This window comes from Desulfosediminicola flagellatus, assembly GCF_005116655.2.
GTDB lineage: Bacteria > Desulfobacterota > Desulfobulbia > Desulfobulbales > Desulfocapsaceae > Desulfopila > Desulfopila flagellata.
The window spans coordinates 2,376,371-2,392,647 of sequence record NZ_CP050698.1; the positions used below are offsets into that span (position 1 = coordinate 2,376,371).

Annotated in this window: 14 protein-coding genes; 5 read left to right on the forward strand and 9 right to left on the reverse strand. The window is 41.2% G+C overall.

Features of this window, described 5'->3' with window-relative positions:
- Positions 1 to 20: 20 nt before the first annotated feature.
- The 8 genes from tolQ to FCL46_RS09880 all read right to left on the reverse strand — a co-directional run bounded on the left by tolQ (position 21) and on the right by FCL46_RS09880 (position 7,461).
- On the reverse strand, positions 21 to 722 hold the full coding sequence (gene tolQ / locus FCL46_RS09845) for a protein TolQ (protein WP_136806304.1): 702 nt from the start codon (positions 720 to 722) through the stop codon (positions 21 to 23).
- 188 nt (positions 723 to 910) lie between these two features.
- On the reverse strand, positions 911 to 1,354 hold the full coding sequence (gene fabZ / locus FCL46_RS09850; RefSeq protein ID WP_136806305.1) for a 3-hydroxyacyl-ACP dehydratase FabZ: 444 nt from the start codon (positions 1,352 to 1,354) through the stop codon (positions 911 to 913).
- 1 nt (position 1,355) lies between these two features.
- Positions 1,356 to 2,096: a beta-ketoacyl-ACP reductase gene (locus FCL46_RS09855; RefSeq protein ID WP_176371597.1), complete on the reverse strand. Its 741-nt coding sequence runs from the start codon at positions 2,094 to 2,096 to the stop codon at positions 1,356 to 1,358.
- Positions 2,097 to 2,105: 9 nt separating this feature from the next.
- The gene (locus FCL46_RS09860) at positions 2,106 to 3,512 is read right to left on the reverse strand and encodes a phytoene desaturase family protein (RefSeq protein WP_136806307.1); all 1,407 of its coding nucleotides are present in this window, start codon (positions 3,510 to 3,512) and stop codon (positions 2,106 to 2,108) included.
- 58 nt (positions 3,513 to 3,570) lie between these two features.
- Complete coding sequence (locus FCL46_RS09865) at positions 3,571 to 4,956, reverse strand: phytoene desaturase family protein (RefSeq protein WP_136806308.1); 1,386 nt, start codon at positions 4,954 to 4,956, stop codon at positions 3,571 to 3,573.
- Positions 4,957 to 4,960: 4 nt separating this feature from the next.
- A complete protein-coding gene (locus tag FCL46_RS09870) occupies positions 4,961 to 5,212 on the reverse strand; it encodes an acyl carrier protein (RefSeq protein ID WP_136806309.1) in 252 nt (83 codons plus the stop codon).
- 162 nt (positions 5,213 to 5,374) lie between these two features.
- Positions 5,375 to 6,616, reverse strand: coding sequence for a beta-ketoacyl-[acyl-carrier-protein] synthase family protein (locus tag FCL46_RS09875; RefSeq protein ID WP_136806310.1), 1,242 nt, complete (start codon positions 6,614 to 6,616; stop codon positions 5,375 to 5,377).
- Between the two features lie 203 nt (positions 6,617 to 6,819).
- Complete coding sequence (locus FCL46_RS09880; RefSeq protein WP_136806311.1) at positions 6,820 to 7,461, reverse strand: TIGR04211 family SH3 domain-containing protein; 642 nt, start codon at positions 7,459 to 7,461, stop codon at positions 6,820 to 6,822.
- 417 nt (positions 7,462 to 7,878) lie between these two features.
- On the opposite strand from FCL46_RS09880, the gene FCL46_RS09885 reads away from it, so the two are divergent.
- Genes FCL46_RS09885 through FCL46_RS09895 form a run of 3 tightly spaced genes read left to right on the forward strand, consistent with a single transcriptional unit; the run spans position 7,879 to position 11,575 of the window.
- Positions 7,879 to 10,218: a cyclic nucleotide-binding domain-containing protein gene (locus FCL46_RS09885; protein WP_136806312.1), complete on the forward strand. Its 2,340-nt coding sequence runs from the start codon at positions 7,879 to 7,881 to the stop codon at positions 10,216 to 10,218.
- Between the two features lie 24 nt (positions 10,219 to 10,242).
- Complete coding sequence (locus FCL46_RS09890; protein WP_136806313.1) at positions 10,243 to 11,268, forward strand: tRNA dihydrouridine synthase; 1,026 nt, start codon at positions 10,243 to 10,245, stop codon at positions 11,266 to 11,268.
- Positions 11,261 to 11,575 (forward strand): phasin family protein, encoded by a 315-nt coding sequence (locus tag FCL46_RS09895; RefSeq protein WP_167505800.1) that lies wholly within the window; start codon positions 11,261 to 11,263, stop codon positions 11,573 to 11,575. The genes FCL46_RS09890 and FCL46_RS09895 overlap by 8 nt, the downstream gene beginning before the upstream one ends.
- A gap of 3 nt (positions 11,576 to 11,578) precedes the next feature.
- On the opposite strand, the gene murJ is transcribed toward FCL46_RS09895, so the two are convergent.
- Complete coding sequence (gene murJ / locus FCL46_RS09900; RefSeq protein WP_136806315.1) at positions 11,579 to 13,168, reverse strand: murein biosynthesis integral membrane protein MurJ; 1,590 nt, start codon at positions 13,166 to 13,168, stop codon at positions 11,579 to 11,581.
- Positions 13,169 to 13,445: 277 nt separating this feature from the next.
- Between murJ and fusA the strand changes: the two genes are divergently transcribed.
- Entirely contained in the window at positions 13,446 to 15,503 is a 2,058-nt protein-coding gene (gene fusA, locus FCL46_RS09905) for an elongation factor G (protein ID WP_136806316.1), read from the forward strand.
- Positions 15,504 to 15,689: 186 nt separating this feature from the next.
- Positions 15,690 to 16,205 carry a MogA/MoaB family molybdenum cofactor biosynthesis protein gene (locus FCL46_RS09910; RefSeq protein ID WP_136806317.1) on the forward strand — a complete coding sequence of 172 codons (516 nt, stop codon included), beginning with the start codon at positions 15,690 to 15,692 and terminating at the stop codon, positions 16,203 to 16,205.
- The last annotated feature ends 72 nt before the right edge of the window (positions 16,206 to 16,277 follow it).

Sequence of the window (16,277 nt, forward strand, 5' to 3'; positions counted from 1 at the left end):
AATCACAGTAAGGTTAGGTCTCAAACCCGGCTAAGCAGGTCACGCTCTACAAGATTAAGAAAATCTGTGCTGAAATCCTCAATTTCGCTATCAACTCCGTCAAGTTTGTTTGAGAAGTGATTATAGGCAATAACAGCTGGAATTGCTACTGCAAGACCAGCAGCAGTAGCCACCAGAGCTTCTGAAATACCAGGAGCTACGACTGCCAGAGAAGCTGAACCTCTCTGGCCTATATCGTGGAATGATACCATGATTCCCCATACTGTTCCGAAAAGACCAATAAAGGGAGCAGCGCTACCGGTAGTCGCAAGGAAAGGAAGAGAGGCACCCAATTGATTAACGTGCTGAAAATGAGCTTTTCGCATTGCACGCTTGAGATTGTCCATTGTAGCAAGTTGCATCTCCAGCGACTCGGAACTCTCTTTTTCATCGTTACGATTTCGAATCTTATTGATTTTCTGCAGTTCGGTGTAGCCAGCAGAGAATACTGCAGCTTCAGGACTATACTCAAAATCTTCGGAGGCCTTATGAGCTTCGCTAAGGTTAGATGATGACCAGAATGATTCAAGGAATTCTGAACTATCATCCTTTACTCTTTTAAAGAGCCTGATCTTCATGAACACTATCGACCACGATGTGATCGAGAAAACGAGCAGGGTAAGCATGACGAACTGTCCAACCGGTCCTGCATGCAATATCATATCAGTGATTGACAACTGCACTCTTAAGCACCTCTATACAAGTGAGCAGGAGAATAAAGCTGAAAAGCAACTATTAGACCCAGCTCTGGAAAATGTTTGTGAACTTGTTCTGACGGCTAGGTATTTTACCTGTTTTCCTCAAAACTTCAACATGGCAGTTTGAGGAAAGGGGGGTGATACAGGATTTGTCAGTAAATCTAAATGAGAAGTTAAAGGCCAGAAGCTAAGGCGCATGAAAAGTCAACCTGTACAGCAGTTTTTCCTTTAACACGTAAGGTACCCTTCATAAAGCTCACAGATGATAGAACTTCCTTAATGGATACCTTGATATCTATTTCATCACCGGGAAGAACAGGCCGTTTAAATTTAGCACCTTCAATTCGCGCAAGTACAGGAACTTTGCCATCGCTTTGTTGACCTTCAGATTCAAGGGCATAACTCATAAGCAAGGCCCCTGATTGGAAAATTGCTTCACACAAAATAACCCCGGGCATAATAGGGTGATCAGGATAGTGTCCTTTGAAAATATCGAGGTCTGTCGGGATGGACTTTCGTGTAGAAATAGAATTTTCCGTTTTTTCAATAATTGAGTCAATCCATAGGAATGGCGGTCTGTGTGGAATTCTGTCGAGAATTTCCTGCTGAACCTTCATTCTATAGGCCTCCATTTATTTCAAGAACGGTTCCTGTTATATAAGCAGCCTTCTTCGATGATAAAAACATAACCGCATCTGCAACTTCCTCAGGCTTGCCAAACCGACGCATTGGAACCATTTTTTTATAGGCGGAGAGTTGCTCTGGCGGCAGATCATTGATGAAATCTGTAGCAATAAATCCTGGAGATACGCAATTGACAGTAATTTTCTTTTTAGCTGTTTCTTTGGCAAGTGATTTAGTTAAGGCGACCTGGCCGGCTTTTGAAGCTGCGTAGTTAGACTGGCCGGCAAACCCAAGATGTGCAACGGGAGAAGTTATATTAATAATCCTACCGAATTTATTCTTCATCATGAGCATTACTGCTGGTTTTGCCATAAGAAATGTGCCGGAAAGATTTATATCAATAACCGAATTCCAATCTTCATTTTTCATCAGGGCCAGCATGGAATCTCGGCGGATTCCAGCATTATTAACTAGAATTTCAAGAGAGGTAATTGATTGTTCTATCTCCGCATAAAATGCGGATACCTGTTTCTCGTCGGAGATATCACATTTGTATAAGCGAAATTTTTCACCATATTGCTTACATTCGTCTGCAAACATCTCAGCAGCACGAGTGTTACCTCCGTAAACGCCTAATACTGTCGCGCCTTTTGAAAGTAAAGCCAGGGTGATAGCTCTTCCAATTCCTCGTGTGGCACCAGTAACTATTGCTGTTTGACCTGTAAAGTCCTGCATAATATTTCCTTATACGCTGCGAATGTAGCCATCAACATCATTAGAGACAATGACACCGTAATTAATAGCACCTAACCACCCGGACATAATTATGCCAACAGAGCCAACATGAAAGAGGCCTGGAACTTCTTTGAAAATAGTTCGTGATATATCAAGGCCTTCAAATTTGGTTCCAAAGGATGTTCCGTCGGTATGGAGAGTGTATCTGTTAAATGTGCGTGGAGTTGCAGCCTCGAGCCAGTCGATTTTCTCTTTAACACCAGGGAGGTATCTATCAAGATCAGTAACAGCCCGAGCAATCATATCTTCTTTCTCTTTTTCATACTGCAGGTCAGACAATGACATCCAATCATCGTATCGACCGTTCATTGATGCTACTATAGTGTAACGATCATGACCAGGCCGTGTTTTCGGGTAATATACTGAAAATGTTTTAGATTGAGTGTGAATGTCCAGGAGTTCAGACGAATCAAATTCAGGTGAAGTTGAGGTGAAGAGCAGATCGCCCACGTCCTGGATTGATTCACCATCCTTTACCCCCATATAAACCTGACAACTTGAGTTGTTTACCCGTATCGCATCTGCTTTTTCAAGGAATTCATCGGAAAAACAGGAACGGTCAGTCAGGTTATGGATGGTGTTGGTGATTCCGCTATTGGAAACAACGGCTTTGGAAGTGATCTCTTTCCCTTTCACCAGGACACCGGTTACACGGCCATTTTCGACGAGTATATTATCAACTTTGGCATTAGTGCAGATGGTTACGCCATTTTTTTCCAACTCGTCAGACATCATATGAATGAGCTTATCTGTACCGCCCTCAAATGTGAAAACACCGCGATTCATGAAGTTAGAAAAAACTATGCCATAGGTGATTGCAGGATCTTCAAGCGTTGAACCGTTTGCATACGTAATCGGTTCCATGAGCAGCCGGTGAACATCGGTTCTTCCAGGAAAAAATTGTTCGAACAATTCCCTGGTGGTCATGGACTGATCGTCATAGAAATTCATTGCTGCAACAGTTTCGAAGAAACTGTTTACAGTCTGTAAAGGAATTTTGAACTTCGTGTTAAGGATTGAGATGAAGTCTTCTTTATCAAATGTTGTGCGCAAGTTGAATTGTGGATTGTCAAAGACGATATTCTTTAACTGCACAATTGACTTCATTATCTCTTTGTTCCAATACTTCTTGCATGTCTTCACCATACCGTATGGGAAACCATGAAGAGAAATATCAAAAATATGCCCCTTACGTTTGAACCAGGTTGCGAGACCGCCAAGCCTGTGATGGTGTTCAAGGAGAAGGACTTTATGGCCGCAATAGGCGAGTCTGTTTGCTGTGGTGAGACCGCCTAAGCCTGAGCCGATAATAATTACGTCGTAATTGTCTAAGGTCTGGGAAAACGATACTGGCATATTTTGTCAGTTTGTATGTAGTTTGAGCGAAGGGGAAACCGCTATAAAAAGAAAGGTATTATATTTTCGGTAAAATGTGCTGATTGACGATTGAAACGCCGCTCAACATTGAACCTACAATACCAAGAAATCCTTGATCAGTACCAGCAAGAAATAAGTTGTCAAAGCCAATGTAACCATCTTTTATCTTTGTTGGACTGCCGTAGATGGCGCCATGTTTCTTTGCTGTGTATCTTTCTATGGTCAATGGCGTGAAAGTGTCTTCATATATAATATTGTTTCGAAAATTTCCAACGATTTTCTCAACAACTTCAAGTGAACGCCGGCGTGAAATACTTTTCTCTTTAAGATAGTTCTCGGTATCATTGCGTATTTCGTGCCATTTTCCATATGAGGCGAGATGGGTTGAACGAATTTCAAGGGAGTTATGCAACGGTAACCCATCAAAATTGTAAGGCATGCAAATAACTCCGCTCATGTAATCTGCGAAGTGACTCGGTTGTTTGTAATTGAACTGATCGGCCGCATTAAAAAAGATAACGGTTTTGTCCTTAGGTAATGAATCTTTGGCAGTAGCAGGGAGTTGGAAAATAGATTCGATAAAACCAAGTCGACCAGAATCAGGTTCCGTATCCTGCAGCTCTAAGATCGATCGCGTTTCCTGATGACCGATTGTTGAAAGAATATGGTCACATTCAATAATTTCTCCAGAGGATAAACGAACGCCATAAACAGAATTGTTTTTATAGAGTATACGTTCAACCTTCGCGCCAAGCCTGATTGTTCCGCCGAGGTGCTTTAAATGGTCTGAAAAAATACTAAGAAAATCCTTAATAGTTCCACTTGGTCGAAAGAAACCTTCCCTATATATAGCTTGAAACATGATAGCAAATTGAGAGAGGTCCATATCATTTTCGACACTCGATCCATAATACATGAGTGGACAGAGTAACATATCAACTAATAGCTGGTCCTTCAGGGTGCTAAGAAGGTAGCTTTTGGCTGATCGAAAAGGTGTCGGCTTAAATGGATCAAATTGTTCAAGGAAGGTACAAAGCTCATTGAAGCTATTTTCGGCACGGGGAAACTTTAGTCGTATTTCTTGACGAAGTGTTTCGAAATCATTTGAAAAAGTGAGTGACTCTCTATTGCTGAATACAATTTCACTCTGCTTCTGCTGGTGAAAAATCAGTGATTTTCTATTAAGCTTAAGTTGGCGGAGCAACCTGTTTAATGGTGCACGCTTATTGCCTGGTTCTGCATAGTTGGTGATTGCATGCAGACCTGTTTCGAAAAGAGTTTTATTGCGGAAATAGTAAGAGTTCAGTCCGCCAAGGCGCGTATGCATCTCAAGCAGCAGAACATCCGGTGTGAATCTGGCTAAGCGAATAGCGGCGGCTAGCCCAGAGAGGCCGCCGCCGATAACTATACATGGAGCTTTCACCAGATTAGGCGTCTTTAAGAAGTGGTTCCAGATAGGCTACGCAGCTGTTAAGCGTCGCAAGCTGTGGATAATCTTCTTCTGGAATCTGGAGTTGGTGACGTTTGCGCAGTTCCATGACGATATCGAGAAAGTCCATAGAATCAAGGTCCAGCTGATCACGAAGCGGTTCGTCTGGGTTAAGGCTATCGAAATCCGCTTCATCATCAATGTCTTCGATAATTTCTAATACAAGATCTTTTATTTCTTCATTGGTCATGGGGTTCTCCAAACTCTACGTTAAAGCAAAATATCTAGTTCGATGCTTTCTATCTCTGAAAGCATGCAAGTTTCGGCAAAAAATTGAAAACTCCTTCTATACCACACCCGCAGATACTTTTTAAGGTTTTTTTAAGTGAATCTACCTTTAAAGAAGTTTATCTCAATTCTCATATTTTTTTATGATGACAGTTGAGTTGATTCCTACCATACCGAATGAGTTATTGAGAATTGTGTTAACTGAGTCAACTTCAATTGCTTTGTTGATCACGAGATTTTTAAGTTCACACTCAGGGTCGAGTTCGTCGATGTTGATGGTCGGGTGAATCATATTATCAAAAAAGCTTGGAAGATTACCAGCGAGTTCAAGTACTCCTGCAGCACCCATGGCATGTCCAATAATGCTTTTGGTATTGTTTACATAGGTGGTGTCACTTTCAGAAAATACTTCACGAATTGCTTTACATTCCTCAATATCGCCTTGCTTGGTACCTGTTGCGTGGGTATTTATCAAGTCAATATCTTCTGGTTTCAGATTTGCTCTGTCGAGAGCCAGCCTCATGCACTCAGCCTGACGTGGCCCATATGGAAGAACAAAATCCCTGGCGTCGGAGTTCATTGCGTAACCAACAACTTCACCATAAATTCGTGCACCTCTTTCAAGGGCTTTCTCCAGATACTCCAGAACGTAGATACATCCACCTTCAGATATGACTATACCATTTCTGGATTGATCAAAAGGTTTAGAGGCTTTTTTGGGATCAGCATTTTCACCAAGGGCGTTCTGCGCAGCAAAGCTTGCAAATATACCAAATGAACCGGTTGACTCTGAAATTCCGCCAGCTAGTGCAACATCAACTTCGCCGAGTCTGAGCATTTGAACTGCCTGAATGATTGATGCGTTACCAGCAGCACATGCAGCACCTATTGAGTAATGCGGTCCTGTTGTGCCAAGACTCAATGTGATTTCCCCAGCAGGATTGTTGAGGACAGTACGAGGGTTGTGATGATGCGTCCAGTAACTGGTATTATAGTCATACTGGCTGATGTTGAATACTTCGTTTTCTGTCTCAACAGTTCCATGCTCTGTGAGACCTATATAGATACCCACCTTTGATTTATCATATGAGGAAATTTCGAGATCAGCATCAGCAAGGGCTTCGTGGGCGCAATAGACAGCAATGCAACCGGCACGGGTGCCTTTTTTATTTTCTTTCTTTTTTCGATATTTTGTTTCGGGAAAGGTGCAGATTCCTGCAGGTGCCTTCCCAAAATACCTGAGATCTATTTCTGTGATCTCACTTTCGCCTTTAAGTAATTTTTCTCTATATTCTGATATGTTAGAGGCGTTTGGTGAGGCTAGGCCTATACCGGTGATAACTATTCTGCGTGTGTCCATTGTCATATCTATCAATAATAATTTGAAATTATTAAGTTAAATGAAGGGGCCGATAACTGTTGTGAAAACTACAATACATTACAGTAAGGCATGCCAAAAAAAATACCGAACCAACCGACTCTAGGATATATTGGGTTAAACTTCAAGGAAGAATAGACAAAAATACAGCAGCGATGTCTGAAGTTGCCTGAACCTTGGTGAGACTATTGCTAAAATGAAAATCGTTTTTTCTTCCTACCGGAAAAATTGCTTACGATGATTCCTGTTATAAATACCAGTGCACCTGCAAAAAATAATTGAACGTTTTGGCTTTCTGTAGTGCCAGCGATGATCTCATCTGATTGAGTAGAGAATTTCTGGCTATCCAGATTGCTGATGGTAATTTGTTGCTTAAGGGTGTTGACCTCTTCAATCAGTTTATCTCTTTGTTGGAGCAGTGATTGGTTTTCTTTTTGTAGTTGAGCGATTTCCGGATGAGGTTCTACTTTTTCGGTGAGTAGATACTTTGTATTCTCTTTTAGGGCCGCTAACTCATTTCGCAACTCTAATATTAGTAGTGACTTTGGTCGTTTAGGTGTTAAATATTGGTTATCTACCCACCCCTGTCTACCATCATCAGTGGTAATGAGATAGAATTTACCACTTTTATTTAGCACAGTTACAGCTTCATCTGTTTTTATCCTGCCTATTGTCTTAAATGGTGGCTCAATCTTATCCCTGATCTTAACCACCAGGTAGTCTGAAACATATTGTATTTCCGCACGTGCATTCTGACATGAAAAACATAATCCATAAAATATCGCTATTGCATTGAATAGCAGGATAAAATACGTGCTGCGCGATCTGTGCATGACTTTACAGGCCTCCCCGATGTCTAAAAATGAAAGATGTGTTCGATGCCATGAAAAATGTATTTATATTACAAACGTATAGAGTAAAACCTGAAATCATGTAAAGTAATGGGTATGTGCGTTTACATGGTATAGTTGTCGAGGAATTAAGGGACAGCGCCTTGTGCACTTTCAGCACTTTTAAATCTTTAAGTGAAGTTGTCGCTGGGAAATTATTTACTTTCTGTAATGTATTTATCCGATTGAATTGGCAATTAGTAGTATTTTTTGTAATATCTGATGTATACGTTATATAGCTCATATCCAGGTTCTCTGGGTGGGTAAGTGTGTTATCAATAAATAATTACCATTTGAATTTGTATATATATTTAAAATAATAGTGAAATATCACCACTAATCAACGCGAAGAGATCAGGAATGGAAATTGATCGAAAACGTCAGGCCGAAGCCCAGCTGAAAGTAAAAGAGTTACTCGAAATTACTGAGATCCAACGTGATCGAAAACGAGCTATCAGCGGTATTGAGGCAATATCTTCAGGGAAATATAGTGTACTTGAAAATGAGGATTTCTTTAGAAATATACCTTACTTCATTTTTAAAACCCCTGAAGGCGCAAAGTATCTGCATTCACCTGAGTTTATTGTCGGATTGAATGATTCTGCAGTCGATAAGAATAAAAATTTAAGAAGCAGGGCGGTAACATTATTGTCGTTTATTCTTGATTGGGCTGAAGCCAATTCTGAAAAAGAAGTTCAGAGAAGAGTGATTACCTCACTCTTTTCGTGGATGGTGACAGAAGATGAGTTAGTCGATGGCTATGAAATCATAATTAGGCAATTAGAAAAGCGGTGTCTTGAGGTTCTTGCGGCATTTGAGTGGGATGATGCTCAGATATATCTTTCCTTATTCAGTGTAGTCGCCAATGATAAAAATAGAATGACTCAGGTTATCAGGAGTGTCGCTTCCCGCACATTGTGGAACATTGGTAATGTGACAGTTTTAAACTCGTTGTTCAGTAGTTTATTTGAATCAGATGAGATTGAGATAAGGAATATCGAGAAATGTATTGTGTGTTTGGGGAAGAATGCCATGTTGTATGGACTTGGCTTTTTGGCTCAAGTGGAAGTGCCTGAACAGAAAGAGCAGCTTATTGACTTTTTTGCTAGAGCTGGAGATGTTGCAGTCGATGCAATACAAGCGAGTAACCTCTCATTTGCTCCTGCTCATGTTTTCGTGAGCATGATCAGGATTATAAAGAAAATGAGAAAAGACGCGTATTTTGAAATTATAGCCCCCTTCTTAAAGTCCGGCGACATCCAGGTTCAGCATGAGGTTCTGAAGTTCATTCTTGCAGGAGACGAAACTAAAGTTGTTTCACGCTTAATAGAAGCAGGTAGTGTGATTCGACCTGAATTGAAACCTGACCTGATTAAACAATTATCTGTTTTTAGTGATCCTAACATAGAGAAATATCTTTACGATACTTTATCAGGCATCGTCAGCCAACCAGTATGTGAATCACATACATTGATATCAGCCCTGGTTGTTAGTTTTAAGAATTATCCGGACCAAAAGAATATTAATTTACTCAAAAGCTGCCTCATTTACCTCTCAGAAAGTGGCGGAACTGAGAAAATTGTTTATCTGGTAGACGAAACAATACGAGACCTTAAATCAAAAATACGACACAAGAGACGTCTTCAAAATGAACCTGAAGGGGTGGTGTCATTTGATCTGGATCCGGTCGGAGATAGAGATGAATTGACTGGGTTAAATGATTTTATTAATGACCTGAATAAAATTGTAAAAGATGGCTTTGTAAGCAAGGCATTGAGGATGCTTACAGGAAAAGCGATCTGGTATGCCGGCGAAAAAGATTTCCAAAGAGCTGAATGTTTGCGCGATATGATATTATCTTTGGATCAAGCTGCGATAGAAGAGCTGTTCAGGGTAGAAAACGAAATAGAGGAACAAAGGAAAACTGCAGTTCCTGAAAGTTTCAGAAAATTGTGGGGTACTTTGTCTGAAACGTTAGGTGAAGATCAGTTTGAGCAATTTTTTCTTGCTTTAAATCATGAGCAGTTCTATTCAGGTGAGGAAATTGAAGCGGAAGGTGACCGTAATGATACGTTGTATTTTATAAAATCTGGATCGGTATCACTTTCATACGACTCTAGTGGAACTGATGTTTTTGTTAAACGCTTGAAGACTGGTAGTGTTATAGGGTATGACGTTTTTTTCAGAATTTCTATATGGACGCTTACTGTTAAGGCTGAAGTTGAAACTGAACTCTTTTCTTTGGAAAAGTCTTCTTTGAAGCGGCTTGAAGAAAACTTCCCAGGTATACGTGATGAATTACAAAGGTTTTGCGATGAAAATAATTTTTCCTCATCGATTTTTGATATTCAACGACAGGACAGAAGGAATACGTATCGCCGGATAGCAGATAAAGAAATGAAAATTCAGTTGCTGGATATGTATGGCGATAGAGGCGGGCGTTCTATTCGGTGTAAGCTGCGGGATATATCAACGGGTGGTTTCAGTTATACAATTCGCATTGCCAAACACGACAATGCCGCAATGTTGCTTGGCAGGAAGACCCGATTGATATCTGAATCGAATTCTTTAGTGAAAGATGAATTTGAAGGAGACATTGTTGCGGTTGAGTCTCTGGAAGTTGAAGAACCATATTACAAAGTATGCGTCAAAATGTTGTCTCCACTCAAAGATACTGAGATAACGGCAATGATTATATAATATTAATGAGATTGTTGTATTATAATGAATTCTGAGTTGAATAAATCCTGTCTGAAAATCCGTAGCTTATCCATAGATGTGCCCCTGGTGCTTGCGCCAATGGTCGGTGTATCACACTCTGCTTTCCGCTCTCTGTTGATGGAATTGGGTGGGGTTGGATTGCTGTTTACAGAGATGCTTGCAGCAAAGCGATTACCTCATGATAACGTGGAAGTTTGTCCTATGTTGATACGGACAGCAGGTGAAAAGCCGCTTATTTATCAACTGTTTCTTTCCGATGAAAAGCCTGTTGCTGATGCTATAAAAAAATTGCATGCCATAGGCGTTGATGGAATAGATGTTAACCTTGGCTGTCCCGCTCCGCAATTACGCCGCGAAGGTGCTGGTGGTTTTTTGGCTGCAGACAGGACTATGGTAAAAACAATAATACAAGAAATCCGTGCAGCGACAGAACTCCCTGTAAGTGCAAAAATTAGATTAGGGCGAGAGCTCAATAAACTGGAATTAATTGACTTTTGTTCTATGCTTGAAGGTGAGGGGATTGATTTTCTAACTGTGCATGGAAGACTGCATGGTGAAAAATTTTGTCGTACTCCGCGATGGGATTGGATTGGAATAGTGAAAAACGCAATAAAAATTCCGGTCTTTGCTAACGGAGGGATTTTTTCTGTTAATGACGCAAGAAAATGTCTTGAACGTTCAGGTGCAGATGGCCTGATGATAGGCAGAGGTGGGGTTGAGAAGCCGTGGCTATTTAACAAAATTGCCATTGAACTATACGGAAAATCAATACAATCATCTCTGGCTACTCGGCAGGATGTCTATGTTCGATTTGTTGAATTATTAGAGGAACGGTTCCCCTTGGAGCGAAGGCTTGGCCGCCTTAAGCAGTTCACACATTATTTTGCTCATTCATTTGATTTTGGACATCAGCTTGCTTCTTCGGTACAGACGAGTAAAAATATGGATGAAGCGATTGGAAAAGCGTCACTGTTTTTCGAGAAAACTAAACAGAGTAGGCTGTCTATCTCAGGAGATTGTCATGATTGAATTAATCAAAAAAGCGATGTTTACAGGGATCGGTTTTGCAGCTTTAACCAAGGATAAGGTTGAAGAGGTTGCACAAACATTTGTCGAGCAGGGAAAAATGTCCAGACAGGAAGGCGAAAAGCTTGTCGATGAAATTTTGGAGCGATCCAAAGAGTCACAGGAGGAATTGACAAAGCATGTTGAGACATTGGTTCAGAAGGCAATGGAAAAGATGAATGTGGCTCGAATGAGTGATATTGAATCTCTACGAGATGAGATTACTGAACTGAAAAAGAGAATACATGAAATGGAAGCTAAAGGGGATTGATACCTATCTTCCAAACTTGGTGCGTAATTTCAAAACAATATCTGAAAATTCTGACAGTTTCAGGAAGTTTAACACGATTCCATATGTTGCCGCAGCGGCGGTGATTATGGCGAATACTGTCCAGATTTGATGGAATAGGCTTCCTGACAGCCAGGGCATAAGGGCTGTTTGGGTTGCGATTACGACGCCTATCATGATCGCTGTAGAAAAAATAATTTTAATACTTCCCGTTGCCAGATATCTCAAAGGCAACCCGTTCATTTTCCAGTAGAGAATGCACACCAGAAACAGAAAGTTCAAAAGCATTGTCACAGACATTGAAAGGGCAATTGCCATATGCTGATATTTATCAATCGTCAGATTGATAAATATCAGATTCGTTCCTATTGCTATAAAACTTGCAATTACTGGGTATTTAGCTCTATCTAATGCATAAAAAGCAGGGACGAGTACCTTATTAGATGAATAGGCGAAAAGACCTACAGCATAAAGTGATAGAGCCTGTGCTGTGTGCAGTGTGTCTGTTGCGGAAAAAGCACCCCGTTCAAATATTAGTCGTGTTACGGGTTCTGCCAGAAGGATCAGGCCTGCTGTTGCAGGTATTGTAAGTGCCAGGACCATAACAAGTGAAGAGATCAGGGTCTTTCGCATTTCGTAAATATTCTTATTGGCTGCCTGTTTGGCAAGTAACGGCATCATGGCTATCGAAATGGTTACACCGAAAATACCTATTGGAAGTTGAACCAATCTGAAAGCATAGTTAAGCCATGAAACTGAGCCTTCCGCGCAGGATGAAGCAAAATTTGTCCCGATAACAATATTTATTTGAGTTGCAGATAAACCTATAGTTGCCGGTATCATCAGTTTTAAAATTTTACGTAGCCCTGGATCAGATATATTGAATTGTGGTTTAAACCTAAAGCCAACAGATCTGAGTACTGGAATTTGAACTAAAAGTTGTAAAATACCACCGATAAGTGTTCCCACAGCCATGCCGGTAATCGCAGGGAAACCATAATCCGGAAGGATCAACGAGAGCGAAACCCCACCCACAATAGAGCCAATATTAAAAAAGGATGAGGCCATTGCCGGTATAAAAAATCGGCCTTTGGTGTTTAACATTCCCATGACAACAGCAGATAATGAAATAACCACAAGAAATGGCAGCATTATCTTTGTGAGCATTGCTGTAAGAGCAATTTTGCCGTCAATGAGTGTATATTGAGGAGCAAGTAACTGTGCAAGCGGCACCGCAAAGTACATTGCAACAAGTATCAAAAGGCTGAGTAGGACTGCAAAGAATGTAAGAGTATTAGAGGCGAGTTGCCAGGTTTCTTCCTGGGTACGATTAGTATTATACTCTGAAAAAACAGTTATAAAAGCAGCTGATAAAGCGCCCTCACCAAAGAGGTCTCTCATTAGGTTAGGAATTCGAAAAGCTACAACAAAAGCATCATAAGCTGTTCCGGCACCGAATAACCCGGCAAACACCTGCTCCCTGACAAGCCCCAGCACGCGGCTACACATAATTGCGATGCCAATAACTCCTGCAGATCGGGCTATTGTGCCACTATTGGCGGATGACTTTTTCAACCTGGATTTCCTTCAGAATTTCAAGAGAGGATTTTGCCAGCAAGGAAGATACTCCGTCTATGGTAAATTTGCCACCTATAGATGCGAAATTGTCATAATCATTTTCTAAAGAAACCTAATTTCTGATCAAACAAGTTTGTGTGGAGAATCATGCTTGACTTTGTCAAATGAAATTGAATATATGATTTAACATTATCAACAGGATAACATGTGTGAACATACGGTTTTTGAATAGTGGTGAGAGCATTGAATAACCTTCGATTTTGAGGAGATAGATATGCAGGACACGAGCAAAGTCAGAAATATCGCACTAATTGGACATGGTAACTGCGGAAAGACTTCATTAGCTGAAGCTATGCTGTTTACCGCCGGTAAAATTAATCGACTCGGTAAAGTAGATGATGGCACCTCCGCCATGGACTACGAAGACGAAGAAATAAGCCGGAATATTTCAATTAACTCCAGTTTTCATAACTACAGCTGGAATAAGCACACAGTATACCTGGCAGACACACCTGGTGATGATAATTTCATCAATGAAACAAATTTTGCAGCTCATGTCTGTGACGGTGTTGTCTTTACTATAGGGGCTGTTCTAGGAGTAAAAGGTCAGACTATTAAATTCGCTGACATCGTAAAAGATAAAAATCTGCCAACCATAATTGCGGTCAATAAAATGGATCGTGAGAGGGCAGATTTTAATAAAACGATGAACGAAATTAATGAATCCCTTCCGTTTACACCTGTTGTGTTGAATGTTCCGATCGGAGCAGAAGAAAATTTTAAAGGTTTTGTCGATGTGATATCCGGTAAAGCTTTCATGTTCGACGGCGACAAAGGGACTCTGATCGACGCTGATGTTCCTGCTGAAATGATAGACGAGGTTGCAGAATATCGTGAATCTTTGATGGAGAATGTTGCTGAAACCGATGACGATCTTATCGAAAAGTTCCTGGAAGAAGGTGAATTAACAGAAGAAGAACTTCTGGCCGGATTGCGAGCAGGTGTGTGTAAGGGGGAAATTGCGCCTGTCTGTGTATGTGCTGCGCTTAAAAACCTTGGAACTGCTGCAGTTCTTGATTTTGTAAATGCCTACCTCCCATCACCTACCGAGCGCCCACAACTTGTCGGGACCAATACGGATGGTGATATTGTTGAAAGAAATCCAGGTGCCGATGAATCTTTTTCTGCGCAGGTCTTCAAAACAATGGCTGACCCGTATGCGGGTCGACTTACAATTTTTAGAGTATATAGCGGTGTTCTCAGTGGTGACACCTTCTATAACTCAACTAAAGGCGAATCTGAACGTTTTGGGCAACTTTACGTCCTTGAAGGTAAAGAGCAGAAGCCCGTTGGTGAAGCCGGACCAGGAATGATTGTAGCTGTAGCCAAACTTAAGGATACTTCTACAGGAGACACTCTTTGTGATGCGAGTGCCCCTATTATTTATGAGCCAATGAAACCCTTGTCACCAGTCATCTCATTCGCTGTAAGTGCCAAAAAAGGAGATGAGGAGAAGCTGTTTGGTTCAATCACAAAAATGCTTGATGAAGATCTCACTCTTAAGATGACGAGGCAGCAACAGACCAAGCAGACACTGATATCAGGAATGGGTAGAACCCATCTTGAGGTGGTTGGTTCAAGAATTAAAAGGAAGTTCGGTGTCGAAATGGAACTCGCTCAACCTAAGGTTCCATACATGGAAACCATTAAGGGAAGTGCACTGGTCCAGGGGAAACATAAAAAACAGAGCGGTGGCCGCGGGCAGTATGGTGATTGCTGGATAGAGATATCTCCCTGCCCTGGGAAAGGGTATGAATTTGAAGATAAGATTGTTGGTGGCGTAATTCCTCAGCAGTATAGACCTGCAGTAGATAAAGGTATTCAGGAAGCCATGGAGCGTGGCGTAATGGCAGGATATCCTGTTATCGATGTGAAAATCGTTCTTGTTGATGGTTCTTACCATAACGTTGATTCCTCTGAAATGGCATTTAAGATTGCCGGCTCATTGGCGTTTAAAAAGGGTGCTCAGGAAGCAGGACTGGTTCTTTTGGAACCATATGTGAATATGGAAATACGCGTTGGTAAGGATCATGTCGGTGATGTAATGGGTGATCTGAACTCCAGGCGAGGAAAAGTCATGGGTATGGATTCTGATGGAAAATCAGAGATCATTAATGCTCAGGTACCTCAATCAGAAGTTCTCAGTTATGCAACTGACCTAACCTCCATGACTGGTGGACTTGGAACATTCTCTGTGGAATTTGACCACTATGAAGAGGTTCCAGCTCAAATAGCTGAGAAAATCGTTGCAGAGAAGGCAATGGAAGAATAGTTAACACGTTTTCATCCTGAAATTTAGCATTCTGTTCAAGATCAAGGCGCTACTCAGATTTTTACCACAAGCATATAAATGATATCGGAGTCTATGCTTATCTGTGAGGATAAAAATTTGGGTAGCAACGCTGATATTGGGCAGAAAGGAGGCTTTTAGGACGGAAACTAACAAGGTATATGATTTATGGCAGTAGCAGCTAAACAGGAATTTACATTCGCTGTGGTCACAATGAGTGATAAGGGATCGAGGGGCCAGCGCGAAGATACAAGCGGAGCGTATATTCAATCAAAACTCAGTGAAGAGGGGTATGCTTTTGCTTCCTATGTCATTATTCCTGATGCAGTTCCAGGTATAATACGTACCCTTAACGGGCTCTGTGATAGTGATGAAGTATCGCTGATTGTCACCACAGGTGGTACCGGTGTGGCACCTACAGATGTTACTCCTGAAGCGATGCTTGAAGTTATTGAAAAGGAAATTCCTGGAATGGCTGAAGCTATGAGGTTTGAGAGTCTGAAGAAGACTCCAAACGCCATGTTATCGAGAGGGAAGGTTGGTATTCGTGGAAATTCTCTGATTATCAATCTTCCCGGAAGTTTAAAGGCTGTAAAAGAAAACCTTGATGTTGTCCTGCCGGTACTGCCACATGCTCTTGAAAAAATTCGTGGTGACAAAGGGGACTGTGGTAAGAATCAGTGACCTGACTGGTATCTGTCCTCCACGTGTATTCTGATCGAAATCCCAAAAAAAAACCCCGTCTGGTAAACCAGG